Genomic DNA, 25,675 nt, shown 5'->3' on the forward strand with positions numbered 1-25,675 from the left:
ATGCCCTAAAAATTTATGGCATATTGAATTTACTTGTTTTCAAAAATCGGTAAAGTTACAATGTACAGTGTTCATACTAATTTAAAATTTATAAAGGCAGGAACATTATGAAAAAGATTGTTCTATTATTAGCTATACAATTTCTCGTTTATTTGGGATTCGGAATTATTATTCCTGTTTTGCCGGAAGTAATTGTGCAAAACCAATGGAATGAAGTTCATGTTGGCGGGTTATTAACGGTTTACGCATTAGCCAGCTTCTTTACAGCACCTTTTTGGGGACAATTATCTGATAAATTTGGCAGAAAACATTTAATCTTAGTAGGTCTTGTTGGTTTTTGTTTAAGTTTTCTTATTTTCAGCTTATTTATCGATCATTTATTTATGCTATATTTTTCACGCATCGTTGGTGGATTGTTTTCTGGGGCTTTATATACATCTGTCACAGGATATATCAGTGATATATCCACAAACGAGAATCGCAATAAATATATGGGCTTAATGGGCATGTCGATTGGTCTAGGGTTCATTTTTGGTCCTGCGATTGGCGGAGTGCTCGGTGAAAAGAGTTTGCATCTTCCTTTCACTGCGTCAGCAGCTCTAATTGCCATTCTCTTTGTTATCGCACTCATTGGATTAAAAGAACCTGAAAGAAAAGGAGAAGCAAACAAGCGGCAAATCATACCAAAAGGCGCATCCACGCTTTTCCAATATCGCGTTCGATATTTATTTCTCTTTTCATTTTTCGTTACATTTACGTTAGCGGGAGTAGAAGCAACATTTCAATTGTTCCAAATTAATCGCATCAGCATCACTCCCCTTCAACTAGGATATTTATTTATGTTTAGTGGATTTGTCGATGCTTTCATTCAAGGAGGAGTCATTCGACAAATAAAAGATGGTACAGAAACAAAATGGCTGTTTGCAGCTCAAATCGTGACTGCTATCGGGCTATTATTAATTGCTCTAACATCTAGCCTGGTAACGGCCGGCATTGCTCTATGCGTGTTTACAGCAGGTAATGCATTAGCTAGAACATGTGTTGTTTCGCTAACAACTAAAGAATCCGGAGGAAAATACGGTCTCGCTGCCGGACTTTCTTACTCCATGGATAACTTAGGTCGAATTATCGGACCGTTATTTTTCACTGTTTTATTTAAAGTTGGAATGTCTCTAACTTATTACATCTCGTTCATCATTAGTTTGATTATCATCGTATTCATTTTCATTTTCAGTCGTTCAAAAAAATCCCTTCGCACTGAATTTGAATAAATAGCTAATTATCAATAAAAAGGGAGCGCTAAATCCTTCAAGCGCCCCTTTTTCATATTTTAGAAAAGGTAACAACATATTTTTATGCATATATTTACTACAAACGGTTATAAGAATAATAAAAATGTGTTGGAGGATAGAACTTGGACTTTTCATATTTGTTACGATTGCCGTCCCAATTTGAAGGGATTCGTACAAGACTAGAAGCATCAGTATTAAAAGCAATAAATATTTTACCTACCATTCAACAAACCAATTTCACTGATAGTAAATTTGCTGGTTATCCATATTTACCAAAAACTATGAAGTATCCAAAAGATATAGATGGGAATTATTTAATACTTCTTGCTCAAATAAATTTTGAACAATGTCATTCGTTTCATCCATTTCCTTCACGAGGAATATTGCAATTTTTCATTTCACCTTCATTAGCAAAGTATCAACTGACCGAAGAGATTTTTCAACATTATTTTAAAGTTCGCTATTATCCCAATATATTACCTGAACATGAACTAGTCACAGATTTTTCATTTCTGCCAAACTTTGCATACTCTCCGATAAGAAATGAGATGTCACTCCGATTTATCTATACGGTCGAACCAGTTTCTGCAATGGATTATCGATTAACCAAATATATCAGTCACTCAGATCTAAATAAACAGCTTCATGATGGACGTACACTTGAAGAACATTATTTTGAACATTTTTTAGGAGCAGAGCATAAAATCGGAGGATATCCCTACTTCATTCACCAAGATACTAGAACCCATTCAACCCTGTTAAAACGGTATGATACGCTACTATTACAAATGGTTTCAGATGATGAGCAAAATATTATGTGGGGAGACTCTGGAATCATCAAATTTTTTATTAATAGCAAAAAACTCGCCCAATGTGATTTTACTGATATATATTTGCAGGCTGAACAGTACTAGCTAATGGGCAACCAATCAAGTGGTTGCCTTTTTATATGCCAATAATTTCTATCTAATCAATAAATACGTTATAATAATATATAATTACTGGGGGAGTAGGTGGGTGTGGAATGAGCATCATCATTAATTCAATCCCTTTCATTCCTATCTTATTTGCTTTAAATATTATTCTTGCCATTACAATTATCTTTTTAGAGAGAAGAGATGCATCTTCCACTTGGGCATGGATCCTTGTTTTATTTTTCCTACCCTTAATTGGCTTTATTTTATATTTATTGCTTGGCAGACAACTACGAAAAAAACATTTATTTCGCTGGGATGGACAAAAAGATATTGGCATCGACAATTTAATCAAATATCAAATAGAAGCCCTTGAAAATGATACGTTTCAGTTTAATGAAAACTACGTTAAAAATTATAAAAATCTTATTCAAATGAATTTAAATACGGGAGATGCCATTCTTACGCAGGATAATCAAGTTCAAATTTTTGATGATGGAGTTGAAAAATTCCAGTCATTAATCAATGACATATTGAATGCAAAAGATCATGTTCATATTCAATATTACATTTTCAAGCTCGATAATTTAGGGCAAAGAATTTATGAAGTATTAAAGAAAAAAGCAAAACAGGGTGTCAAAATTAGAATCTTATACGATGAAATGGGTTCAAGAAGCATAAAAAAAAGACATTTTAGAGAATTGATTGAATTAGGTGGAGAAGTTGAAGTATTTTTCCCTTCGATTTTCCCGCTTATTAATCCGCGTTTGAATTTTAGAAACCACCGAAAAATCGTCGTGATTGATGGTCGAATTGGCTACATTGGTGGGTTTAATGTCGGGGATGAATATATAGGTTTAAACAATAAATTTGGCTACTGGAGAGATACCCATTTACGCATAGAAGGCAGTTCAGTTCTTCCAATCCAAACTCGCTTTATTTTAGATTGGAATCAAGCTAGCGAACACAAAATAGAGTATTCAGAACGTTATTTTCCTGCCATTCCTAAAAAAGGGGATGTGGCTATGCAAATTATCTCCAGTGGTCCTGATACAGACTGGCCAACAATTAAAAACGCATATTTGAAATTACTCATGGAAGCAAAACGGTATATTTATATTCAAACACCTTATTTTATTCCGGATAACAGCTTCTTAAATGCAATTGAAGTGGCTAGCCTATCGGGAATCGATGTTCGTATTATGATTCCAAATAAACCTGACCATTTGTTTGTTTATTGGGCTACTTATTCTTATATTGGGGAATTATTGAAGGCGGGCGCGAAAGTGTATATTTACGATAAAGGATTTATCCATGCGAAAACCATTGTGATTGATGATGAAGCAGCTTCAGTAGGAACTGCTAATATCGACGTTCGAAGTTTTAAATTAAACTTTGAGGTGAATGCATTTATTTATGATAAACTTGTTTGCCATGAATTAGCCGAAATCTTTGAAAAAGATATTTTAGATTCTAGAGAATTAACACTGGAACAATACGAAAATCGTTCAGTCATAATCAAATTTAAAGAGTCAATTTCTAGACTGTTAACTCCAATATTATAAAGAATTCGTTTTTCCAAAAAAACCTTTGGAAAAACGAATTCTTTTTATTTATCAATTCCCAAATATTCTTCTAAAGTCACTCCTGAATCTTTTACTTTAGTTGCAAGCTCCACGCCTAAATAACGAAAATGCCAAGATTCATACATATAACCTGTAATGTGCTCTTTCCCTTTCGGATATCTTAATATAAAGCCGTATCTATGTGCATTCTCTGCTAACCATTTACCAGCTTCCGATTGTCCAAACGCTTCTGTAAGCCATAAATCTTCACGGCCTTTTTCACCAATATCAAAGGCTAAGCCTGTTTGGTGTTCGGAATAACCAGGACGTGCACTGTAGCGATCTGCATTCTCTTTGCCATCTCGTTCTACATATTTGTTATAAAGTAATTCCTGATATTCATAAGAACGATATGTACTAAATGCTACTAATTCAAAACCTAATGTTTTTGCTTCTTGGGCCATCAACTCAAAAGCGGCACGAGCTTCTACGTTTTCACCCGGTGCATAATCTTTTGGAAGTGGATATTTTTTATTCGCAATCAGTACTCCCTTAATATAAGTAGGCTCACTAGGCAATGTTTGCCCTTCAATATAACCATTATTCTCTTTGTATTTCTTATCTTCTGGTTTCTGTTGTTGTTGCTGTTGTGGTTTTTGGTGAGGTTCTTCCCCTTCAACTTTTCCTTCATCTTGTGAGTCGCTGGAATTTTCCAATTCATCTTCTAATACTTCAGAATTTTCCTTTGCTTCTTCAAGCCCATTTTCTTTTTCTTCTGAAATAGCCTGATCTTCCGTTTTAATTGTTTCACTCTCATTGTTCAGATTGTTATTAATGAAAACGATGGAGACAATAGCAATGATCATTATCAACAAAATACCAAGTAGTGTATAATGCTTTTTTTTGTTTTTCATAAAATCACCTAATCCCGTCTCATTTCAAAACACGCTCTATTATTTTAACACTATTTTCTCATATTTACTTCAAAAAAATTAGTCGAGCCCATTTAGACTCGACTAAACTACTTATTTTGCTTCTTCAACTGGATGCTCAGAATAATATTTTCTTCCTATATAGGTTTGTAAAATTAGTAATATCCCGCTGACGGACCAATATAACGGTAATGCCGCCATGGACGAAATTGAGATGATTACAATCATAATCGGCGAGATATAAATCATCATTTTCATTTGTTGCTTTTGAGCTTCTGGAACTGTCCATAATGAAACTCTCGCTTGTATGAAATAAACAATACCAGCTATTGCCGTTATAACGAAATCCGGTGTTCCTAAATTAAACCATAAAAATTCGTGAGTTTTTACCTCGTCTGAATACAGAATAGCAAAGTATAGCCCCATGATGATCGGCATTTGAATTAAAATCGGCAAGCATCCTAAATTTAACGGGTTAATATTATGTTCACGGTATAAGGCTAACATTTCTTGTTGAATTTTCATTTGTTCTTCTTTTGTTGTTGCCTTTTTTAATCTTTCTTGGATTTCATCCATTTTAGGCTTAATAACATCCATTTTGGATTTCATAATCGATTGTTGGCGATAATTACGCAACATAAAAGGCATCAAAATAAGGCGAATGAGAATTGTAATCGCAATAATCGCTAAACCATAACTACCGCCAAACCATTCGCCAAGCGTATTCAACAACCAATCCATTGGCTTGACAAAGGTATGATAAAAGAATCCTTCTTGATTTTCAACTGCTTGGCATCCTGATAACACTAATAACATGATGCCGAAAAGTGAAAACAGCATTAGTTTTTTCATTTTTCCACCTACTATTAAATTCTAACTAAATTGAAGTATACGGAATATACTTTATAATTTCAAACAGCAGGTGTCAAAATGAAAAACAACTTTATATTTTTTCTTTTTCGACGTTTGCTGTTTCTGGAAGTTCGAATCTAAAAAAATCATGATGCAATTCATCTCTGAAGTGTTTCGGTGTAACTCCGGTATACTTTTTAAAAATACGAGTAAAATAACTTTGGTTGCAAAAATGGAATTGTTCAGAAATGGATGTAATGCTTTTATTTGTATGTCTTAAATAGTATTGGGATTCTTCTACTCTTCTTACATTTAAGTATTCTACCAATGTAATTCCTACATGTTCACGGAAAATGCGGGACAGGTGGCTTGTACTAATATGAAATTTTTGCGCAATACTTTCTACCGTTAAATCATTTTCTAATTCATCATTTATGTACATGATTACTTTATTGACAGTTTGATGACGGAATGTAGGTTGTTTTCGATCCGCAATAAAACTTACATAAAAGTCTATTAACTCATCAGCAAACTGTAAGAACTCTGCATCTTTCATTTTATTTTGAATCATGTCTATACAAGCAACATTAAAGGCAAAGGCTTTCTTCGAAGGCACTTGATTCTCCATAAGTTTTCTTGCAACAATCGAGGAAAGTGTCATAAAATAATTTCTAACTTCTTTAATAACTTGCTTTCCAAAACGAATTGATAAGATATCAATTAGCTCGTGCAATGATTTTTTCGCCTTATCTGCCTCCAAATGGAATATTTCAAATAACAGACGTGATTCAATGGTAAAAAATTCTTCAATACCGGTGTATTGATTAATACTGTCAATTTCTTGAAAATATCTCTTCGAAATCGTTTCAGAAATTGATTGTTGGTGTAGTTGCATAAAATACCCCATCTTTCTTCAGAATGAAATTTGCATCAATCGTATATATGTCAATAGTTACTATACTAATATAACCAATCATAAAAATGCTATAAATAAAAATTTTTTAATATGAAAAAGGTGACAATTTGATTAGTTTCATACTAAAAATCTGTCCTAAAGACCGAAAAAAATTGAAAATTTAAATAAATATTTATAACTAAAGTGAATATTACCATAATTTTCGTTTTTTTTTCAACTCCCATTTCCTAATTAAATTACCGATGAATATTATCTTTGATTCACACTATGGAAATGTGATTTCTGTTTTTCAATAATATATATTTCCTAATAAAATAGAACTAGATTTTTCAACAAATTTTTTCATTAACTCAGATGCAAAATGTTCTTATGTTATTACATTCTTCTCTATTTCTTTTCTAAAAATATGTAGTAAAATAGAAATTATTAAAATTATAAATGTGGACAAACGAGGTGTTTTAGAGTGGATCCAAAAGAAATAGAAGAAATTATGGATGTCATTAAAGAATTCTTCCCTGAAAATACATCCATCGCTATTTCAGATACTAAAGAATATATATATTATCAGCCAAGTAAACATGTGGACTTAAAAATTAAACCTGGCGACCCAATTAAAGAAGGTTCTGCTGCATATAAAGCAATACAATATGGTAAAAAAATCAACACTTACATTGAATCCGATGTTTTTGGCGTTCCTTACTATGGTATGAGTATCCCTTTAATTACTGAAGGAGAAATTAAAGGGGCTGTCACTGCTATTTTCCCTCAAAAGCCATCACCTTTTTTAACAAACTACATTACAATCAAAGTTGATGATTGCTGGTATCCAATTAAACATAATGAAGTTGTTTATTTAGAAACTCAACTTCGCAAAACTTTCGTAAAAACAATGGATAAAGAAGGATTCCATCGTTTAAATCTAAGCGATCTTGAACTGTTCCTATCCAACGACCATTTTATTCGTTGCCATCGTTCATATATCGTAAACATCGATTATATTGATGAAATTCAACCTGATTCCCATTCAACATTCCTTTTAGTTATGAAAGATGGTACTAGAATTCCTGTAAGCCAAAGATATGCAAGCTACTTCCGTCGTTCATTAGGTTTCTAATATTTCGCTAACGAAAGTGTTTTGGCACATACTTTGCAGCAATTTCATCATATAAATTTTTTAAATAAAATTGCCGTTTTCCTTTGAGAAAGCGGCGTTTTTTTATATCAACCAACATATTTATATAGTTTTTTAATTTTCTAAAATAATTTTTTGTCGAAAAATCTCGTATTTTCTCGTTCAAACGATAATTAAGCATTTTCATGCAACATTTGAAGATTGTGTGACAAAGAAGTGCTATTATTAATGTATTCTTGAGCATGGCAACGTTACTCGCTCAATATACTGAAAATTCTTACAAGCTTTTTTCTCTGTTCAACACGAACATCAATAAAGGGGAGGATTATATGAATTCAATCATTGAAAAAAGAATTGGTATACCACAATTAAAAGAACGTATTGTATCTGCCGAAGAAGCAGCTGCCCTTATCCCAGATGGTGCAGTAGTCGGCATGAGTGGTTTTACACGTGCAGGGGATGCGAAAGTTGTTCCTATGGCTCTTGTTGAACGAGCAAAAAAAGAACAATTCAAAATTGATGTATATACTGGTGCTTCACTTGGACCTGAAGTAGACCATTACCTTGCAGAAGCTGGCGTTATTCGTAAACGTGGACCTTACCAAGGCGAAAGAGCAATGCGTAATTTGATCAACAAAGGTGACATTCTATATGTAGATGCACACCTTTCACACAATGCTGAGTTAGTACGTCAAGGAATTATCGGTCCAATTCAATATGCAATTATTGAAGTTTGTGCAATTACTGAAGATGGATTACTTATTCCAACTACATCTGTAGGTAACGCACCAATTTTTGCACAATACGCTGAAAATATCATTCTTGAATTAAATATTTCCCATCCAGAAACTTTAATTGGTATTCATGATATTTATATTCCTGGTCCTCAAGGTGAGCGTGAACCAATTCCTTTAACAAATGCAAACCAACGAATCGGTGAAAAAGGAATTCGCGTTAACCCAGAGAAAATTAAAGCAATTGTCATTTCTGAAGAGCCAGATGCTCCTTCACTAATCGTTGATCCAGATGAAGAAACACAAAGAATGGCAAATTTATTATTAGACTTCTTCCGTTCTGAAATTAAAGCTGGACGTTTAACAAACCAATTAATGCCGATTCAATCTGGAGTTGGATCTGTAGCAAATGCTGTTTTAGACGGCTTTAAAGAATCTGAATTTGAAAATTTACAAGTTTACTCTGAATGTTTACAAGATGCTGTATTTAATTTGATCGACGCTGGAAAAGTAAACTTTGCATCTGCAACATCCATTACTTTAACTGCTGAAGCACAGCAAAAAGTATATGGCAACATTGAAAAATATATAGATAAAATTTGCTTGCGTCCTCAAGAAATTTCTAACCACCCAGAAATCGTTCGTCGCCTCGGATTAATTTCTATTAACGCTGCACTTGAAGTAGATATTTACGGTAACGTGAACTCTACTCACGTAGCTGGAACAAAAATGATGAACGGTATCGGTGGTTCTGGAGACTTTGCTCGTAACGCTCGTCTAACTATTTTCGTAACAAAATCTTATGCAAAAGGTGGAGCAGTTTCATCCATCGTTCCAATGGTTTCACACCATGACCATACTGAACATGATGTGGACATCATCGTAACTGAACAAGGTATCGCTGACTTACGTGGTCTAGCGCCAAAAGAACGAGTGCCGTTAATCATTGAAAACTGTGCGCATCCAGATTTCAAAGATCAACTTTGGGATTATTATCATCGAGCAGTAGAAAAATACGGAAATGTTCAAACTCCTCATATTTTAGAGGAAGCATTAAGCTGGCACGTGAACCTATTGAAAAACAACACGATGAAAAAAGAAGTAGAAGTAAAATAATGTATGATTTTATTAATAGCACAAACTAATCATTGGTTTGTGCTATTTTTTTAGAACATTACATCAATCGAATACGTTCAAAGCTTCCACATATTAAGAAAATTTCCAAACTATCAATATGTATTATGAGGGGCTTTAAAGAAAACAGATTGATAATAAAGCATAAACAATTGCAAGGTTGGGACAATAACACCGCGCTAAATAAAATGGCCGATTGGGGGGGGTCTAGAAAGCCGAAAATATTCAAGACATCCTCAAATTATTTATGATTTGCTCCTGTGGTAGTCAAAATAAGTTTCCACAATTCTCGTCGCTACTACGACCATTTTTCTTTTGAGTTCGTTATCCCAACCTTGCACTAAAATAGTTATCTAACTTCTTGATTGTTTTCGTTATAATAAATAACTGCCGTTTGTAGTCCACTTTCTGCAATCATATTGTTTTCTCTAATTTTTGTTTCAGTATCATCTGCAGCCGTTTCAGCAATTTCTTTTAAATCATTATTATTATTTTTGCTATAACGCTTTTCACCAAAGTCCGTTTCCTTCGAGAATGTTGTCCTCATATTTTTTATCATCTTCTTCGTTTTATCTCGATTTTCTTTTTTGCTGAGAAATGCTGCTACACCTGCTACAAATGCAGTCAATACAACACCTTTCCCTTTTGCCATGGAAATAACTCCTTTCATTTTCTTTTCTTACTGACAATAAAAAAAGTGACATAAAAACATAATGTTCTTATGTCACTTATCTTTTACGCTTTTACATCATCGTATACACCGCTACGAAACTCATTCACGACGTATGAGCATATAGGATTCATTTTATATTGATGTTCCCTCGCATATTCCACTGCCCGTTCTAATAATTTTTTCGCGACACCTTGCCCGCGAAGCTCTGGTGAAACGAAGGTATGCGTCATATCCATTACTCCATCATGCTGATTCCACGTAATTTCCGCTAACATTTTCCCATCTTTTTCATACTCAAAAGCAAAGTAGTTCGTCCCTCTTTCAACAAGTTTGAATTCCATAAACATTCCACCCCTTTTTGAATTACTATATCATAGGGAACATGCATTGTAATTTAGTTTGCTTCCTGTTCTTCAGAAGATGAGAACCATGAGGAAATTGTTTCGATTAATTTACTAAAGAAGTTTTTCACTTTTTCCCAAAATCCTTCATCATGCAGAAGATTTCCAAACTTTTCTTCAATCTTTGAACTGATGTTTGACAATTGATCTGCCCATTTTGAAAAATCAATATCCAGCTGTCGAATTCGGTCCATTAAATCAATCAACATTTGTCTATCAGCATCACTTAACTCAATTTGTAATTTTGATAATTGATCTGTTACTATTTTCTCCACTTCTTCCCTTGTTTGTGGATCAATTTCAGCAATTTGCTTTTTAATCTCCGTTAATAACTGCGCAACTTGTTCATCGCTAATATTTGCGTTATCAGCAAGTTCTGTTGCGACATATAATTCTTCGTTTGCAACATCTGTTCTTTCAATATCTAATGTTTCTCCTGTTTTTACTTCATATGCTTTGTAAATTCCAACAAGGGCTGAATGTCCCGTTACTGGCTTTGGAGCGGCTACTTCCACCGTTGCATCTTCTAGGCCCGCCGTCAACATGGCATTCGCATACATTTCAGATGTCACTTCTGTTATATTTTCCGGCGTTACGATGCTGACTGTAAGACCTTTCCCCTCTTCTTCTCGAGTAATTTTGGCGGAAGAATACATGCGAGCATTTGGATTACTATTACTAATGTATTTTACTAAGTCTTGTCCCGAAACGATGATTTCATCTACTTCTTGTTCTTCATCTACTCTTAATACTTCTCGTACCATTTCTTTTTCAGTATCTGAAAGGTTTGCACCATAAACCACTATTGGAACACCTAGTTTTTCGTTAATCGTTTTAGGAGTGGCTAATGCTTGTCCAGGCATAAGCGTACTGAACATGAAAAACAAACCAGCTATGATTGACAACCATTTCTTCATTCATCATTCTCCTTTCAAACCTAAACTTCAGGTTTGCTCATAATTAGTACGAATAAAAAACACAAAAGGTTTCCGTACTGTCCTTTTGTGTCTATTCATAGAAGCATTAAATTATTTCCGTCCAACCATCTTCTTGTTTTACTTTTTTTTGTTTCATGAGCACACCTAAAGCTCGTTTAAATGCACCTTTACTCATATCAAACATTGCATAAATCTCTTCCGGAGTCGACTTATCGCTAAAAGGCATCTTTCCTCCTACACTTTGTAGGTACTCATAAATCTTCTCAGCATCATTGCTGAGTCTTTCGTGACTGCGAGGTAGCATGGAACCATTCATTGTTCCATCTTCCTTGACAGCAATAATCCGAACTTCTACGTCTTGCCCTAGCCTTGGTTCAGATTCCATTTCACTATGGTGTACAAATATTCGATAAGGATGATCTATACCTAATAAAAACGAACCTACTGGCAATAGCCGATAAGCTCGAGCCATTATATTTTTATTAAACAATTTTTCAGAAGCCTCTTCGTACAACTCACTTACCTTTTCTTCTGTTATGAGACGCCCAAACAATTCGCCCTTTCGATTTGTATACAACGTAATAAATAAATGATCTCCTGCCTTAGGCCATAAAGAACGAATTTTTGGTAAATCTTCTGCTTTCACAAGGGCTTCCCGAGTTGAGCCGATATCTACAACAGCACCTTCATTCGAGATTTTTAATACCTTTGCCCATCCATATTCTCCTTGAATAATATGCGGTACCATTGTTGTCGCTAATAACTCCCCACGGCGATTCGCATATAAAAATACCTTTATACAATCTCCTACTGTGAGAGGGGTAGCTGCTTCAGAACTATTAAGTGGGATTTCTAGTTCACCATTTGTCAGTATCCACCTTGAACCAGCTTTCTCTAGGACTGTTAGCTCTACTACTTGACCAGCTTTTAAATCTTTCATTATTGCTTCCCTTCCGCCAATAAATTATGGTTGTTGTTTCATTTTTTCAAGCTTTTTTACAATTTCCTCATCTTCTTCTAACAATTGAACTAAATCTGCGATGCGATCGATTGAATTCCAACTTAAATGATGTTCAATCCCTTCCACATCTTCATAAATCTTATCTTCATCAACACCAATGAGTCTTAAAAATTGCTCAAGAAGTTCATGTCGTTTAACAAGTCGCTTCCCAAGCTTTTCTCCCTTTGGTGTAAGTGTTAACCCTCTGTATTTTTCATATACCAAATAACCGTCTTTATCTAGTTTCTGCACCATTTTTGTTACGGAGGAAGGTAAAACCGATAAAGCTTCAGCTATGTCAGACACCCGGGCATATCCTTTTGTTTCAATTAATAAATATATTTGTTCGATATGATCTTCCATACTAGGTGTTGGCATAACACGACCCCTCACTTTCGTCTATCATATTCAGTTTACTACAATGTAACTAAAAAATGTAACTTTTAACGGCAAAAGAACCAAAATCGAGTAGGAGGGAGCGATTAACTCCCGTCCTCTCACACCACCGTACGTACGGTTCCGTATACGGCGGTTCAATTAAGATAATTGACGCAAGTTTTCATAACTTCCGTGAATAGCTTGTCTTCTTATGCCAGTGGTCACTCCACCCTCCAAAAGGTCTCCCACGGGATTCACCGCTTCCTTCCTCAAGTGAGGTACTACGTTTTCTGTGTTCATCATGACTCACTGAATGCCAAGGGCTATTCTCTCTTAATTGTTCGGTCCTTCTCAGTTGTTCTAGACCAACTAATACTATGACCTCTGCTGACTTCTGACGGTTCAGCTACTTATCACTAAGTAGGTTATGAAGCGTACTTCACCTATCCGCCAGACCTCCCCGGGTAAGTACATGCACTTTCACACCATCTATCCGCCTCATTTACTCGATATGACCTTCGACAGAAAGAGCTTTGTTTTGTTTGGCAAACTCACTCAATCATACCTAGCCTTATATGAGGTTCGTGTTCCTCGGACCGGTGTTTTGCCTCCAGCTTCCTTCAGATTCCGCGTCACCACGGACACCCTTGCTCTTGGCTAACCTCTACTTCTGTCTTCGGGGTTCGGGACTTACACCCTATAGTTCATGTACATGCCGGGCGCACCAAAAATGTCCAAAAAGTTTAGTTTTCAACTTTTTGGACATCATTACTCTACATGGCCACTTCTTTTGCCCACAGCATGAATGGCACGTATGATTTCCTTATTAATGTTTTCTATATTTCTTGAGTCCTTTAATTCTTTAAACGCTTCTTCTCGAGCATTTAAAGAAACTACATAATATGTAGGCAAATTATTTAACACATTTGCCACTATATTTAATTCGCATTCTTCACAATTACAGAATGTTTGATATTCCACACTTCGTAAAAAATAACGAACAAGTCCGCTTACTATCTCTTCCATTACATTTACTAATCTAAGTTGTGACATACATTGTTTCCCTCCGTTCACTTTTATTAAGTAATACTATAAACGGATAGAACAAAATACTCAATAGTATCAAGTTATTTTTTCATAGAAATCCCTATAAATGCAATTTCATCTTGTAGAATTGTTTCAAAATTTGCTATTTTTATTAACATTTTTACATTCCCCTTGATGTTATATCTTTAGTAGGACTATCTATTATTAATAATTACCTATTATTTACGAACTAATAAATTTTCATTTAATTCCAAAACAATTGGACAGTGGTCACTTCCTAAAATTTCAGAATGTATTTCACTATTTATGATCGCATCGACAATCAAATCTGAAACGATAAAATAATCGATACGCCATCCAATATTTCGTTCTCTTACTTTATTCATATAGGACCACCAAGTATATGCATCTGTTCGGTTTGGATATAAATATCGAAACGTATCAGTAAAACCTTCTGATAATAATCTTGTCATTTTTTCCCTTTCTTCAAAGGTAAATCCAGAATTTCCGATATTGGATTTGGCATTTTTTAAATCAATTTCTTGATGAGCGACATTTAAATCTCCACAATAAATAACAGGCTTCTTACAATCTAACGCTTTCAAATAATCGAATAAATCATCTTCCCATTGCAATCGTTTATCCAATCTTGCTAAATCCCTCTGTGAATTTGGTGTATACACATTTACTAAATAAAATGAATCGTATTCTAATGTAATAATTCTGCCTTCTGATTCAGAATCCATTTCTCCGACTCCATATTTTACGGAGAGAGGTTTATACTTCGTAAAAACTGCTGTTCCTGAATATCCCTTTTTCTCTGCATAGTTCCAATACTGATAATATCCTTTTAGCGGCAGCTCTACTTGTCCCACTTGACATTTCGTTTCTTGAATACAAAAAAAATCTGCATCCATTCTATTAAAGTAGTCTAAAAACCCTTTCTTTAAACAAGCTCGTATTCCATTAACATTCCACGAAATAAATTTCACTTTCCCACCTACTACGTATGAAAAATTTAACGAAAAACAAAATAAGGGAGAAGCAACCTTTTTAATGAAGGTTGCTACCTCCCTATGAATAATAAAGATTCAATTGGGAAATTTCCAATGATTTATCTTGGACATTAATCTTCTCCAACAATTTTCACTTCAAGTTCTAGCTCAACACCAAATTTTTCTTTTACAACTTTTTGGACCATTTTGATTGTTTCTATATAATCCGTCGCAGTTGCGTTTCCTTTATTAATAATAAACCCGGCATGTTTTGTAGAAACTTCTGCTCCGCCAACCCCTTTTCCTTGAAGACCACTATCTTGAATTAATTTTCCAGCAAAATAACCTGGTGGGCGTTTAAATACGCTTCCTGCTGAAGGATATTCTAACGGCTGTTTAGATTGTCGTTTATAAGTCAAATCTGCAATTTTTGCATCAATTTCTTCTTTATTACCTTTTTCTAGTCGGAATAATGATGAAAGCACAATATAGTTCTTCTGAGCTATAATGCTTTTTCGATAACCTAATTCCAATTCTTCTTTTGATAATACAAGACGCTTTCCTTCCCTAGTTAGTACTGTGGAATGAACGATGATGTCATTGATTTCTCCACCGTAAGCACCGGCGTTCATCGCCATTGCTCCACCTACTGAACCTGGAATTCCACAAGCAAATTCTAAGCCTGTTAAACTTGCTTCTGCTGCTTTTTTGGAAACATCCATAATAAGTGCTCCACTTTGTGCATACACTTCGGTTCCTTCAATTTTTATTTGATTGAGTTTCGATAAATTCATTACAATTCCACGAACGCCACCGTCACGAACAATCATGTTAGAACCATTTCCTAAAATTAACAACGGAATTTGATGGTTATACGTATACTGTACAATTGCCTCAACTTCCTCTTCCGTCTCCGGCATGACTAATATATCAGCATTTCCTCCAAGTTGTGTCATTGTATATTTTTTTAACGATTCGTTTATTTTTATATTTTCTTTATTTGTAACCCCAGATAAATCCTTAACCCATTGTTCAATTGTCATAAAAGCATATTCCTTTCCTGTATTAAACCTTGTATCTGTAATTGTATACTTTTTGACAAGCAAATATATGCTTTAATTGCAAGAATTTTACGATTATTTTCCAACTTTTCAAAACATAAATCTTTCCTCGATAAGTGTACCATGTTTTCCATTAGTTATAAAAGTTTAGACTATAAATAATACTTCCAAGTATTGTCTCTAACATTATAATAAACTATTATGAAAATAAGAATGTTGAAAGCAGGTGAAAAAATGAAAAAGTTTGCTGTAGATTTTTCCCACTCTTCCATCACTTTTTCTGTAAAACATATGATGATAGCAAATGTAATAGGCCATTTTAATTCTTATCATGCGGAAATCGAAGCAGATTCAATTGAAGATTTAATAAATGCAAACATTAGTATAGAAATTGATGTAGCCAGTATTTCAACAAACGATTTATTGAGAGATCAACATTTAACTTCAAACGAGTTTTTTTATGCGGATAAATATCCAAAAATCACTTATAACGTAACAAGCATAGAACAAATCGATCATAATAAATTTTACATACATGGTGATATGACAATAAAAGAAGTAACAAAACCTGTGATCTTTGAAACGACTTATAAAGGACATGTTAAAAGCCCTTGGGGACAAGATACATATGGATTTTCAGCAGCAGCGAAAATCAACAGAAAAGATTTTGACTTAACTTATAATGCAAGGTTAGAATCTGGAGGACTTCTAATTGGAGAATTAGTAGATGTTAATGCGGAATTTGAAATTTATCCAATACTATAGTGTTTTATAAATCTAAATCTATTTAAGAAACATAGTGGATTAGATAAACATTTTTAATAAATACATATTGAAGCGTCCATACATTTATATACAATAAAGAGGTGCCTTGAAATCACTCCAGGCACCACTTTTTCTATTAAACTGCTACTGGTACTAGTTTTTGAACAGAAGCTTTTACTTGTTCTAAACCTGCTTCAATTATTTCATTTGCTCGATTTGGTTCAGCGTTATGGCCTTCAATAATCACTTCATCAAGAAGCTCCATTCCCGCAATATTACCAAGAACATTTTTAATATAATTTACACTCATTTCCATCGGTTGAGCTTCTGGTGATGAGTAATATCCACCTCGTGCGTTCAAAATGACGAATTTTTTATCTGTTAATAACTGTACTAGTTGCCCTTTTTCATTATATTTAAACATAAATCCTGCTTGATAAATATAGTCAATGAATGTGTGTAAAGGTGCAGGAATTGTTAAATTCCATAATGGGAAAGCAACAACGATTACTTCTGCTTCTTTTACTAAATCCATCGCTTTTTTCTTCGCAGCTAGTAAACGAGACTCTGATTCCGTTAATTCTTTACCTTCGTTTTGTTTTGCCAATGCATCGAATAATTGTTGACCGAAATATGGCATATCTTCTTCGAAAACATCGTATATTTTTAGATTAATATTTTCAATTTTCTTCGCTTCTTCAATATATGTTTCAAACATTTTTGTTGAAATTCCGTCTGGACGGTTATTTGCTTTAATTACTAACACATTTTTCATGATGTATATATGCTCCCTTTCTTTAATTTAAAACATCTCAAATTCAAGATTCACAAAATCAAGTATAAAAGGGGGGATTCATTTTATCAAGCAAATAACACTCATACTTTTGGCTGAAATTAAATATCGCAATGTCCGTCCGAGCAAATATCTCCGTCTCCGCCGAGCATTTGTAATGATGGTTTTAATCCTTTTTCTTCAGCTACTTTCTTTACTGTCTGCTTAAATAACTCTTGAGGTTGTGCTCCTGAGATTGCATATTTGTTTTCAAATACAAAAAATGGAACACCCCGAATACCGTAAATTTGAGCTTGTTGAATATCTTTTTCGACTTCTTCAGAAAATCGATTGCTCTTCAATATTTCTTCTACTTCTTTACTCTCAAGTCCAACTTCTTCTGCCAATTTGATTAACACATCTTCTTTTCCAATAGCTTTCCCTTCAATGAAATACGCATGGAATACCCGTTCACTGAACTCTATACCTTTTCCTTTTGAATAAGCCCATTTTGACAATCGATGAGCCTTTAAAGTATTTGCTGTTTTTAGTTCATCAAAATTATATTGAAGTCCTACTTCATTCGCCCGCTGTACAACACTGTTTGTCATTTTCTTTACTTCATCAATCGGCATCCCATATTTTTTTGATAGATGCTCATAAATGGACTCATCCGAATCTTCTAATGTTGTAGGATCTAATAAAAAGCTTTTTAATTCTACTTCCACTTGTCCAATATACCCTGTATCTTGAATTGCTTTCTCCAACTGCTTCTTTCCGATATAACAAAATGGACAAACGAAATCTGACCAAACTTCTACTTTCATTTCTTTTCCTCCTTTTTCGCTATTTTACTTGTATCATCTTAAAACAACAAAATATATGCTCCTACTGAATAATGTAATGATTTTTTTTACATACTCGTAAAAAACACATTTTTAGGGGGATTTTCATGCAGAATTCGCTTTGGTTACATAATGTAACCCCTTTATCTTTAACATCATTATCCACTTCCCTGAACTGCGATGTATGTATAGTTGGCGGTGGATTAACGGGGGTCTATACTGCCTATCTTCTTGCAAACAAAGGGATAGATGTTGTTTTGCTAGAAGCGAAATCTTCTGTTGCGTATGGTACAACAGGTCACTCTACGGGAAAACTAACTCCCCAACATGGTGCAGTTTATGATTTATTACTAAACACTTTTAATGAAGAAGAAGTGCGCACCTATTATGATGCCAATGCAACGGCTATTGAAAACGCACTTCATGATGCAATAGCGGATACATTCCAACGAGTTGATTCTTATTTATATGCAACAACAGAACAGGGTGCGGAAAAAATCAAGAAAGAAATAGAGGCTTACAAGAAAATAGGTATACAAGGAATCGAAACAACTGATACTGAACTGCCTTTTGATGTGATCACTGCATTAAAAATGGAAAATACCTATCAAATCCATCCGACGAAATTTACGAATCATTTTGCAAAATTAGCATTAAAAGCGGGAGCAAAACTATTTGTAAATACAAGGGTAACAAAATTAATTATTGATGAAAATCGCCTTTTAACGGAGAATCATTTTGAAGTAAACTTCAAATCCATAGTGCTTGCAACCCATTATCCCATCGAGGCGATAAAGGGGCTGCAAATTGCAAAATTATCCATTGACCGTTCTTATTTAATGGCAACGAAAACTTCGGAGATATTGAAAGGGCAATATTTATCTACCGATCAATCTTCTCGAACAATTCGAACAGCTTTAATTAATCATCAACCATACTTTATTTTCGGCGGCAGCTCCCATGTTGCAGGTGCTGTTCAAAACACACAATTTTATTATGACATGTTAGAAAAAGAGCTTATGTCTACTTTCGATTTGCCTAAACCTGAATATTTATGGAGTGCTCAAGATCCAAATACGGCTGATTATATTCCATACGTAGGTCGCATTTCAGAAAGTGAACCGAGTATATATATTGCTACTGGTTATCGGAAATGGGGGCTTTCCAACTCGCTTGTTGCAGGTGAAATGATTTCAACACAAATTACTGAGGGACAGCACCCTGCCCAATATCTTTATAGTCCTTCGAGAAATATGTTCGGGAAAACTTTTATGCGAATGTTAAAGGAAATTGGCTTTACAGTATCGAATCTCGCAGAAGGATATTTAATGCGAATAGAAGCTCCAAAATGCACCCATTTAGGTTGTAAAACACAATGGAATGAAGCGGATGAAACTTGGGATTGCCCTTGCCATGGTTCACGATTCGATAAGTTGGGCAACGTCATTGAAGGCCCAGCAGTATATCCACTATCATTGGAATAAAAAAATGGTGTCAAGGATTTACCTTGAACACCGTCTTTTTTTAACTTAATGCATCTGTCAACACAGGAACTACTTGTTTTTTACGTGAAACTACTCCTGGTAAATCGAATTGGTTATCCACTAATTCCTTACCGAATGCTTTTGCTGCATCTAGAGCAGCATTTCCTGCAACTATCGCTACGGAATCGTTGTTTAAAATATCAGTAATAAAGAAGAAGAATAAGTTTAAACCTTTTTCTTCAACATTCTTATTCAGTAAACTTACTAATTCTTCTTTACGGTTCAACACATCATTCACATCAACTGCGTTCACTTGAGCAACAACGGATTTCACTGTACCAAACGTAAATTCTTTCGCATCTAAAGAAAGTAAATCTTCTAAAGATTTATCTGAAAGATCCGCACCAGCCTTTAGCATCGAAAGACCGTATTCTTCCGCATTCACTCCTGCAATTTCAGCCAACTCTTTACCTGCTTGTACATCTTCTTCCGTGCAAGTAGGAGATTTGAATAAAAGCGTATCAGAAATGATGGCAGAAAGCATTAATCCAGCAATGTTTGAAGGAATTTCAACATTTTTTTCTTTGAAGATTTTATTTAAAATCGTTGCCGTACATCCAACTGGTTCTGCGCGATAATATAACGGATCAGCTGTTTCAAAATTTGCAATACGGTGATGGTCAATAACTTCTAAAATTTTTACGTTTTCAATTCCGTCTGCAGATTGTTGGCGCTCATTGTGGTCAACTAAAATAACTACACCAGTTTCTTCTGCAACATTTGAAATAAGTCTTGGTGGCTCGAAACCGAACTTTTCTAAAGCATATTTTGTTTCATTATTAATTTCACCAAGTCTTACAGCTTCTGCATCTACTCCGAGTTGCTGTTTTAAATAAGCATAAACGATTGCGGATGTAATCGAATCTGTATCAGGGTTTTTATGTCCGAAAACTACTACTTTGCTCATTCAAATAGTTCCTCCTAAATTTGTGTATAGTCCGTGTCTATTTTATCATAACTTCCTTATAATAGAAAAACGTAACATATAACATAAAATTTATGAAAAACAAAAACGTTTTTGAAAAATTCAAAGTTTTACGAATATTTAAGTATCACTATTTCATTGTTAACGTTCTTTTTTCTAAAAAATGGAGACGATCATCTAATTGAGCATTTAAATTTAAAAACTTTTTATAATAATTTCTATTATGTAGAGTCATACCTTCGACGAGAGCGTGTACAAGGGAATTAGCTGCGGTATTTGCTTCGAAAGCAATTTGTTTTTGAGCCCCTGCAACAAAACTGATATTTGCATAATCACGTACAGGGGATATGGAAGAATTTGTTATAGCAATAATTTTGACCTTTTTATTTTTCACTAATTTAACAATTGTTAATATATCTTCTACTACCGAATCTAAAGCGATTACAAACAATACTGAATCTGTATCCATTCTATTTATTTGATTTACAATATCTTCAACATTAAATTTGATTTGAGTAACCTTTTTTCCGAAATTTTCTAACATTGAAGTTAAATAACATGTAGATGGAGCGCACTGTCTATAACCCAACGTATAAATGATCCCTGCTTCATGTAAATAAATTGTGGCTTTTTCAAAGCTTTCTGCATCAATGCATTGTATTGTATTTAAAATACTTGTTACATCCCGATTCATTATTTCACTGAATAAATATTCATGTTTTTTTCCAATGGATAATTGTTCGCCAGCCGAAACATGTTTCGATTCTAATAAATCCTTTCGAATTCTATCTTGCAGTTCACCATAGCCAGATAAATCCATTGCATAACAAAACCGAATCACTGTTGACTCACTTACACCGATAATTTTTCCTACTTCAGAGGCAATATGAGTAGCGACTACATTCGGATTTTCTATAACAAATTGCGCTACTTTACGTTGTCCCCTTGAAAGTCGGATAAAGCGTTTCTTCACTTCATCACAAAAGCCCATTTTCTTAATGAATTCCTCCTTCATGAAATTACTATAATGTATGCAATATTATAAAGAGTAGGTTAGCATGTATAATGAGTGAATACAATGAGTTTTCAGAAAAATTTTTAAGAGTAACTATGCAAATATTCATTAAATTGTCAAATTTATGAAGGAAGCTTTTTGTTCTCGAAAAGCTTCCTTCATGAAATTTACTCTAGTTCTATTTGTTTTGTTTCTTTTCCTAAAAAAACAACTGCCGCTACTCCAATTACAATCGAAATGCAAAATACAGCAAAAATAAATCCGAAATCAAATCCTGCCGTACGCAACCACCCTACAAGCAAAGGACCAAAAATGCCTCCAATCCGTCCAATTGCTGCTGCCATCCCTGCGCCAGTTCCACGAATTACTAATGGATATTGTTCCGGTGTATAAGCATACAAAGCTCCCCAAGCACCTAAGTTAAAGAAGGATAAAAGAATACCTGAAATTAAAAGCACTGTAATGGATTCTGCTTGTCCAAATACATATGCACTTGCAGCTGTTCCTAATAAATAAGTAACTAATACAAATTTTCGCCCAATCTTTTCTACAAACCATGCAGCAGTAAAATAACCTGGCAGTTGAGCTAGGGTCATAATCAAGACATATTTAAAACTAGAGATTAAGCTGAATCCTTTTCCTACCATAACACTTGGAAGCCATAAAAACATTCCATAGTAAGAAAACACAACGGAAAACCACAGAACCCAAAGCATAAGGGTAGACTTCGCATATTTTTTTGACCATACACCACTAATATTTTGAAAAATAGTGCGTTTTTTCGCCTCAGGTTTTGCGGCAAATTGAGGAGAGTCAGGTAAATGCAAACGAATAAATACCGCGTATAATGCTGGTATAGCTGTTATGATTAATGCCACTCTCCAACCGGCAATTGGCCATATATCACTTGGAATAACAAAGTAAGCAATGATTGCAGCTAACAACCATCCAAATGCCCAAAAACTTTCTAACAATACAACTACCCGGCCACGTTCTTTAGCTGGTACACTTTCTGAAACCAATGTAGAAGCAACAGGAAGTTCACCACCAAGTCCCATACCAATAATAAATCGTAAAATTAAAAACGCAGCTAATGTCGTTGTAAATGCCGATATACCACTTGCAATGGAGAAAACCAATAGTGTTACAATAAAAATGTTTTTTCTTCCTATTTTATCTGCCATCAATCCGAATAGAAAAGCTCCTACGGCCATCCCAATAGAGTTGACACTTCCAATCCAGCCCATTTCATTGGAGGAAAGACCCCAATCTACCGCTAGCGCTGCAATAATAAATGAAAGTATTCCGACATCCATTGCATCGAATAACCATCCGACACCAGCAACCCCCAACAATTTATTGCGAGAGATGGTCCGGGTTTTCTTGGATTGCAACAACTTATTATCCATCTGTTATTTCACCTGTCTTTACAATTTAGATGATATTATTACATTAAACCCATTCACTATTATTAGCAAGTATTATATTTGATTTATTTTTGTAATTATTTATCTTGTTGTTTAATAAAAATGATAAAATAATTTGTGTATATAATATTTTAAATTTTTCGTTTTCTATTGAAATATACTATTATTGTGCGCTAAAATGTCTTTTATATAAAAACAGATGTTCATCTAGCGAAAACAAAAGGAGATATTACTATGTGGAAAGGTCTTATCGAAGAATATAAAGAATTTTTACCTGTGACAGAAAAAACACCTACATTAACTTTGAATGAAGGAAATACTCCTTTAATTTATTTAGGAAATTTATCTAAAAAACTAGGCATAGAATTATACGGAAAATACGAAGGATTAAATCCTACTGGCTCTTTCAAAGATCGTGGAATGGTCGTTGCAGTAGCAAAAGCTGTGGAAGAAGGAGCAAAATGTGTTATTTGCGCATCTACTGGTAATACATCTGCTGCTGCTAGCGCTTATGCTGCTCGCGCAGGTATTCAATCCATTGTCGTTATTCCAAAAGGAAAAGTCGCTCTTGGGAAATTAGCACAAGCTTGTATGTATGGTGCAAAAATCATTGAAATTGATGGAAATTTCGATGATGCTCTTTCAATCGTTCGTAAAATTGGTGAAGAAGGAAAAGTAACGCTCGTAAACTCTGTCAATCCGTACCGTATCGAAGGACAAAAAACTGCTGCCTTTGAAATTGTCGATGCTTTAGGAAAAGCCCCTGATTATTTATGTATTCCTGTTGGTAACGCAGGTAACATCACTGCCTATTGGAAAGGCTTTAAAGAATATAATGAAGCAAAAAACAGTGGTTTACCTAAAATGTATGGCTTCGAAGCGGAAGGAGCAGCTGCCATTGTAAAAGGTCAACCAATAGACAATCCTGAAACAGTTGCGACAGCTATTCGCATTGGTAATCCTGCGAGTTGGAAATTCGCTGAAGCGGCTCGCGATGAATCAAATGGAATAATCGACTCCGTTACTGATGAAGAAATCATTGCTGCATATAAAGAAATCGCAAAAAGTGAAGGAATTTTTGTCGAACCAGGTTCAGCTGCTTCCCTTGCTGGTGTAGTCAAATCCGTAAATAACGGAAAAATTGAAAAAGGTAGTACAGTGGTCACTGTATTTACGGGGAACGGGCTAAAAGACCCTGATACTGCTATGAATGTATCGACTGTGGAAGTCGTTTCTTTGAAAAATAACATGGAAGAAATTCGAAACTACATTGAGGGTTTAGTATGAGTAAAAAATGGCAAATTACAGTTCCAGGAAGCACTGCAAATTTAGGCCCGGGATTTGATTCTATAGGGCTTAGCCTATCACTTTATTTAAAGTTAACTGTTTCTCCTCAAGACGAATGGGAAATTATCCATTTATCAGAAGGATTACCTAAAAAATTTGAAATAAAAGATCACTTAATTTATAAAATTGCTCATGAAACTGCAAAACAATATAATAGAGAAATGCCTAGCTGTCGTATCGAAATCACAAGTGAACTGCCTTTTGCTCGAGGAATTGGCAGTAGTGCAGCAGCAATTGTAGCAGGAATTGAAATTGCAAACCTCCTTTGTGACCTTCAATTATCTGTGCAAGATAAATTAAATCTATCTTCACAGTTTGAAGGCCATCCAGACAATGCCACTGCTTCTGTATTAGGTGGATTAACCATTTCAACAATGGATGAAGCAGGCAATGTTGATACAATTCACATCCATGACCTTGAAGCATCATTTGTATTATTTATTCCGAATGTAAAGTTAAAAACTTCTGAAGCAAGAGATGTGTTGCCAAAAACATTCCAAAGACCATATGCCGTCCAAGCAAGTGCTGGTGCAAATATGCTCGCAGCAGCATTAGTATTAAAGGATTATGAACGCATCGGAAAATATATGGAATCTGATTTATTCCATGAGCCATTCCGTGCAGAACTTATCCCTTATTACCATGAAATTCGCAAGGAAGCAAAAAAAGCTGGAGCGTATGGTACTGCATTAAGTGGTGCTGGACCAACAATGATTTCAATAATTCCAAATTCCATAGGTCAACAATTTGTTGCAAAAATGGAGGAATTATTCCCGACACATAAAATCATTCTGACAAAACCAGATCAATGTGGCGTTTATGTTGAAGAAATATCAAGCGTTTCTAAAGCAATCGAGTAGGAGGGAGCGATTAACTCCCGTCCTCTCACACCACCGTACGTACGGTTCCGTATACGGCGGTTCAATTAAGATGATTGACGCAAGTCTTTATAACTTCCGTGAATAGCTGTTCTCTTTATGCCAGTGGTCACTCCACCCTCCAAGAGGTCTCCCACGGGATTCACCGCTTCCTTCCTCAAGTGAGGTACTACGTTTTCTGTGTTCATCATGA

Annotated in this window: 27 protein-coding genes; 9 read left to right on the forward strand and 18 right to left on the reverse strand. The window is 34.7% G+C overall.

Going from position 1 to position 25,675, the window contains the following annotated elements:
- Positions 1-104: 104 nt before the first annotated feature.
- From UtA1_RS01370 to cls, 3 genes are all read left to right on the forward strand, one after another.
- Positions 105-1,271, forward strand: coding sequence for a tetracycline resistance MFS efflux pump (locus tag UtA1_RS01370; protein WP_026019077.1), 1,167 nt, complete (start codon positions 105-107; stop codon positions 1,269-1,271).
- Positions 1,272-1,414: 143 nt separating this feature from the next.
- Positions 1,415-2,206 carry a YwqG family protein gene (locus tag UtA1_RS01375; RefSeq protein ID WP_096549800.1) on the forward strand — a complete coding sequence of 264 codons (792 nt, stop codon included), beginning with the start codon at positions 1,415-1,417 and terminating at the stop codon, positions 2,204-2,206.
- Positions 2,207-2,316: 110 nt separating this feature from the next.
- Positions 2,317-3,771: a cardiolipin synthase gene (gene cls / locus UtA1_RS01380; protein ID WP_016838324.1), complete on the forward strand. Its 1,455-nt coding sequence runs from the start codon at positions 2,317-2,319 to the stop codon at positions 3,769-3,771.
- A gap of 44 nt (positions 3,772-3,815) precedes the next feature.
- Here cls and UtA1_RS01385 read toward each other — a convergent pair whose 3' ends face one another.
- From UtA1_RS01385 to UtA1_RS01395, 3 genes are all read right to left on the reverse strand, one after another.
- Positions 3,816-4,685 (reverse strand): M15 family metallopeptidase, encoded by an 870-nt coding sequence (locus UtA1_RS01385; RefSeq protein WP_096549801.1) that lies wholly within the window; start codon positions 4,683-4,685, stop codon positions 3,816-3,818.
- Between the two features lie 111 nt (positions 4,686-4,796).
- Positions 4,797-5,555 carry a membrane protein insertase YidC gene (gene yidC / locus UtA1_RS01390; protein WP_096549802.1) on the reverse strand — a complete coding sequence of 253 codons (759 nt, stop codon included), beginning with the start codon at positions 5,553-5,555 and terminating at the stop codon, positions 4,797-4,799.
- A 91-nt stretch (positions 5,556-5,646) separates the two neighbouring features.
- Entirely contained in the window at positions 5,647-6,450 is an 804-nt protein-coding gene (locus UtA1_RS01395) for a helix-turn-helix transcriptional regulator (protein ID WP_016838327.1), read from the reverse strand.
- 484 nt (positions 6,451-6,934) lie between these two features.
- Here UtA1_RS01395 and UtA1_RS01400 point away from each other — a divergent pair, with 484 nt between their 5' ends.
- Both UtA1_RS01400 and UtA1_RS01405 read left to right on the forward strand, forming a co-directional pair.
- Positions 6,935-7,585: a LytTR family DNA-binding domain-containing protein gene (locus UtA1_RS01400; protein ID WP_016838328.1), complete on the forward strand. Its 651-nt coding sequence runs from the start codon at positions 6,935-6,937 to the stop codon at positions 7,583-7,585.
- Positions 7,586-7,932: 347 nt separating this feature from the next.
- Positions 7,933-9,453 carry a succinate CoA transferase gene (locus UtA1_RS01405; RefSeq protein ID WP_016838330.1) on the forward strand — a complete coding sequence of 507 codons (1,521 nt, stop codon included), beginning with the start codon at positions 7,933-7,935 and terminating at the stop codon, positions 9,451-9,453.
- 367 nt (positions 9,454-9,820) lie between these two features.
- On the opposite strand, the gene UtA1_RS01410 is transcribed toward UtA1_RS01405, so the two are convergent.
- From UtA1_RS01410 to murB, 9 genes are all read right to left on the reverse strand, one after another.
- Entirely contained in the window at positions 9,821-10,123 is a 303-nt protein-coding gene (locus UtA1_RS01410) for a hypothetical protein (protein ID WP_096549803.1), read from the reverse strand.
- An 83-nt stretch (positions 10,124-10,206) separates the two neighbouring features.
- Positions 10,207-10,485 (reverse strand): GNAT family N-acetyltransferase, encoded by a 279-nt coding sequence (locus UtA1_RS01415; RefSeq protein WP_096549804.1) that lies wholly within the window; start codon positions 10,483-10,485, stop codon positions 10,207-10,209.
- 53 nt (positions 10,486-10,538) lie between these two features.
- Positions 10,539-11,462, reverse strand: a complete 924-nt coding sequence (locus UtA1_RS01420; protein ID WP_096549805.1) for a DUF1002 domain-containing protein — start codon at positions 11,460-11,462, stop codon at positions 10,539-10,541.
- Between the two features lie 106 nt (positions 11,463-11,568).
- Positions 11,569-12,423 (reverse strand): CvfB family protein, encoded by an 855-nt coding sequence (locus UtA1_RS01425; protein WP_172597803.1) that lies wholly within the window; start codon positions 12,421-12,423, stop codon positions 11,569-11,571.
- 24 nt (positions 12,424-12,447) lie between these two features.
- Positions 12,448-12,861, reverse strand: a complete 414-nt coding sequence (mntR, locus tag UtA1_RS01430) for a transcriptional regulator MntR (RefSeq protein WP_016838335.1) — start codon at positions 12,859-12,861, stop codon at positions 12,448-12,450.
- Positions 12,862-13,020: 159 nt separating this feature from the next.
- Entirely contained in the window at positions 13,021-13,164 is a 144-nt protein-coding gene (locus UtA1_RS16915; RefSeq protein WP_172597780.1) for a hypothetical protein, read from the reverse strand.
- Between the two features lie 465 nt (positions 13,165-13,629).
- Positions 13,630-13,914: a late competence development ComFB family protein gene (locus tag UtA1_RS01435; RefSeq protein WP_096549807.1), complete on the reverse strand. Its 285-nt coding sequence runs from the start codon at positions 13,912-13,914 to the stop codon at positions 13,630-13,632.
- A 212-nt stretch (positions 13,915-14,126) separates the two neighbouring features.
- On the reverse strand, positions 14,127-14,900 hold the full coding sequence (locus UtA1_RS01440; protein ID WP_096549808.1) for an exodeoxyribonuclease III: 774 nt from the start codon (positions 14,898-14,900) through the stop codon (positions 14,127-14,129).
- Positions 14,901-15,034: 134 nt separating this feature from the next.
- Positions 15,035-15,946 carry a UDP-N-acetylmuramate dehydrogenase gene (gene murB, locus UtA1_RS01445; protein ID WP_016838338.1) on the reverse strand — a complete coding sequence of 304 codons (912 nt, stop codon included), beginning with the start codon at positions 15,944-15,946 and terminating at the stop codon, positions 15,035-15,037.
- Between the two features lie 252 nt (positions 15,947-16,198).
- Here murB and UtA1_RS01450 point away from each other — a divergent pair, with 252 nt between their 5' ends.
- Positions 16,199-16,729, forward strand: a complete 531-nt coding sequence (locus tag UtA1_RS01450) for a YceI family protein (protein ID WP_026019078.1) — start codon at positions 16,199-16,201, stop codon at positions 16,727-16,729.
- Positions 16,730-16,865: 136 nt separating this feature from the next.
- Here the strand turns inward: UtA1_RS01450 and UtA1_RS01455 are convergent, their stop codons facing one another.
- Together UtA1_RS01455 and UtA1_RS01460 are read right to left on the reverse strand one after the other, a co-directional pair.
- Entirely contained in the window at positions 16,866-17,504 is a 639-nt protein-coding gene (locus tag UtA1_RS01455) for an FMN-dependent NADH-azoreductase (RefSeq protein WP_016838340.1), read from the reverse strand.
- 119 nt (positions 17,505-17,623) lie between these two features.
- A complete protein-coding gene (locus UtA1_RS01460; RefSeq protein ID WP_096549809.1) occupies positions 17,624-18,328 on the reverse strand; it encodes a DsbA family oxidoreductase in 705 nt (234 codons plus the stop codon).
- A 125-nt stretch (positions 18,329-18,453) separates the two neighbouring features.
- On the opposite strand from UtA1_RS01460, the gene UtA1_RS01465 reads away from it, so the two are divergent.
- Positions 18,454-19,830, forward strand: a complete 1,377-nt coding sequence (locus tag UtA1_RS01465) for an FAD-dependent oxidoreductase (protein ID WP_096549810.1) — start codon at positions 18,454-18,456, stop codon at positions 19,828-19,830.
- A gap of 40 nt (positions 19,831-19,870) precedes the next feature.
- On the opposite strand, the gene UtA1_RS01470 is transcribed toward UtA1_RS01465, so the two are convergent.
- From UtA1_RS01470 to UtA1_RS01480, 3 genes are all read right to left on the reverse strand, one after another.
- The gene (locus UtA1_RS01470) at positions 19,871-20,797 is read right to left on the reverse strand and encodes a manganese-dependent inorganic pyrophosphatase (RefSeq protein WP_096549811.1); all 927 of its coding nucleotides are present in this window, start codon (positions 20,795-20,797) and stop codon (positions 19,871-19,873) included.
- A 148-nt stretch (positions 20,798-20,945) separates the two neighbouring features.
- A complete protein-coding gene (locus UtA1_RS01475; RefSeq protein ID WP_172597804.1) occupies positions 20,946-21,806 on the reverse strand; it encodes a MurR/RpiR family transcriptional regulator in 861 nt (286 codons plus the stop codon).
- 191 nt (positions 21,807-21,997) lie between these two features.
- Complete coding sequence (locus UtA1_RS01480) at positions 21,998-23,239, reverse strand: MFS transporter (RefSeq protein WP_096549813.1); 1,242 nt, start codon at positions 23,237-23,239, stop codon at positions 21,998-22,000.
- Between the two features lie 252 nt (positions 23,240-23,491).
- Here UtA1_RS01480 and thrC point away from each other — a divergent pair, with 252 nt between their 5' ends.
- Both thrC and thrB read left to right on the forward strand, forming a co-directional pair.
- Positions 23,492-24,544 carry a threonine synthase gene (gene thrC / locus UtA1_RS01485; RefSeq protein WP_096549814.1) on the forward strand — a complete coding sequence of 351 codons (1,053 nt, stop codon included), beginning with the start codon at positions 23,492-23,494 and terminating at the stop codon, positions 24,542-24,544.
- Positions 24,541-25,464: a homoserine kinase gene (thrB, locus tag UtA1_RS01490; protein ID WP_096549815.1), complete on the forward strand. Its 924-nt coding sequence runs from the start codon at positions 24,541-24,543 to the stop codon at positions 25,462-25,464. The genes thrC and thrB overlap by 4 nt, the downstream gene beginning before the upstream one ends.
- A 65-nt stretch (positions 25,465-25,529) precedes the next feature.
- Here the strand turns inward: thrB and UtA1_RS16920 are convergent, their stop codons facing one another.
- A complete protein-coding gene (locus UtA1_RS16920; protein ID WP_172597779.1) occupies positions 25,530-25,673 on the reverse strand; it encodes a hypothetical protein in 144 nt (47 codons plus the stop codon).
- Positions 25,674-25,675 lie beyond the last annotated feature (2 nt).

It is taken from the genome of Ureibacillus thermosphaericus, from assembly GCF_002370195.2.
In the GTDB taxonomy this organism is placed as follows: domain Bacteria; phylum Bacillota; class Bacilli; order Bacillales_A; family Planococcaceae; genus Ureibacillus; species Ureibacillus thermosphaericus.

Bases quoted from the DNA above. Each gene is read 5' to 3' on its own strand.
- UtA1_RS01415 (WP_096549804.1), bottom strand. From the start codon at position 10,485: ATGGAATTCAAACTTGTTGAAAGAGGGACGAACTACTTTGCTTTTGAG.
- cls (WP_016838324.1), top strand. From the start codon at position 2,317: ATGAGCATCATCATTAATTCAATCCCTTTCATTCCTATCTTATTTGCT.
- UtA1_RS01385 (WP_096549801.1), bottom strand. From the start codon at position 4,685: ATGAAAAACAAAAAAAAGCATTATACACTACTTGGTATTTTGTTGATA.
- yidC (WP_096549802.1), bottom strand. From the start codon at position 5,555: ATGAAAAAACTAATGCTGTTTTCACTTTTCGGCATCATGTTATTAGTG.
- UtA1_RS01405 (WP_016838330.1), top strand. From the start codon at position 7,933: ATGAATTCAATCATTGAAAAAAGAATTGGTATACCACAATTAAAAGAA.
- UtA1_RS16915 (WP_172597780.1), bottom strand. From the start codon at position 13,164: ATGATGAACACAGAAAACGTAGTACCTCACTTGAGGAAGGAAGCGGTG.
- UtA1_RS01420 (WP_096549805.1), bottom strand. From the start codon at position 11,462: ATGAAGAAATGGTTGTCAATCATAGCTGGTTTGTTTTTCATGTTCAGT.
- murB (WP_016838338.1), bottom strand. From the start codon at position 15,946: ATGACAATTGAACAATGGGTTAAGGATTTATCTGGGGTTACAAATAAA.
- UtA1_RS01470 (WP_096549811.1), bottom strand. From the start codon at position 20,797: ATGAGCAAAGTAGTAGTTTTCGGACATAAAAACCCTGATACAGATTCG.
- UtA1_RS01395 (WP_016838327.1), bottom strand. From the start codon at position 6,450: ATGCAACTACACCAACAATCAATTTCTGAAACGATTTCGAAGAGATAT.
- UtA1_RS01465 (WP_096549810.1), top strand. From the start codon at position 18,454: ATGCAGAATTCGCTTTGGTTACATAATGTAACCCCTTTATCTTTAACA.
- UtA1_RS01460 (WP_096549809.1), bottom strand. From the start codon at position 18,328: ATGAAAGTAGAAGTTTGGTCAGATTTCGTTTGTCCATTTTGTTATATC.
- UtA1_RS01425 (WP_172597803.1), bottom strand. From the start codon at position 12,423: ATGAAAGATTTAAAAGCTGGTCAAGTAGTAGAGCTAACAGTCCTAGAG.
- UtA1_RS01435 (WP_096549807.1), bottom strand. From the start codon at position 13,914: ATGTCACAACTTAGATTAGTAAATGTAATGGAAGAGATAGTAAGCGGA.
- mntR (WP_016838335.1), bottom strand. From the start codon at position 12,861: ATGCCAACACCTAGTATGGAAGATCATATCGAACAAATATATTTATTA.
- thrC (WP_096549814.1), top strand. From the start codon at position 23,492: ATGTGGAAAGGTCTTATCGAAGAATATAAAGAATTTTTACCTGTGACA.
- UtA1_RS01410 (WP_096549803.1), bottom strand. From the start codon at position 10,123: ATGGCAAAAGGGAAAGGTGTTGTATTGACTGCATTTGTAGCAGGTGTA.
- UtA1_RS01480 (WP_096549813.1), bottom strand. From the start codon at position 23,239: ATGGATAATAAGTTGTTGCAATCCAAGAAAACCCGGACCATCTCTCGC.
- thrB (WP_096549815.1), top strand. From the start codon at position 24,541: ATGAGTAAAAAATGGCAAATTACAGTTCCAGGAAGCACTGCAAATTTA.
- UtA1_RS01475 (WP_172597804.1), bottom strand. From the start codon at position 21,806: ATGGGCTTTTGTGATGAAGTGAAGAAACGCTTTATCCGACTTTCAAGG.
- UtA1_RS01455 (WP_016838340.1), bottom strand. From the start codon at position 17,504: ATGAAAAATGTGTTAGTAATTAAAGCAAATAACCGTCCAGACGGAATT.
- UtA1_RS01450 (WP_026019078.1), top strand. From the start codon at position 16,199: ATGAAAAAGTTTGCTGTAGATTTTTCCCACTCTTCCATCACTTTTTCT.
- UtA1_RS16920 (WP_172597779.1), bottom strand. From the start codon at position 25,673: ATGATGAACACAGAAAACGTAGTACCTCACTTGAGGAAGGAAGCGGTG.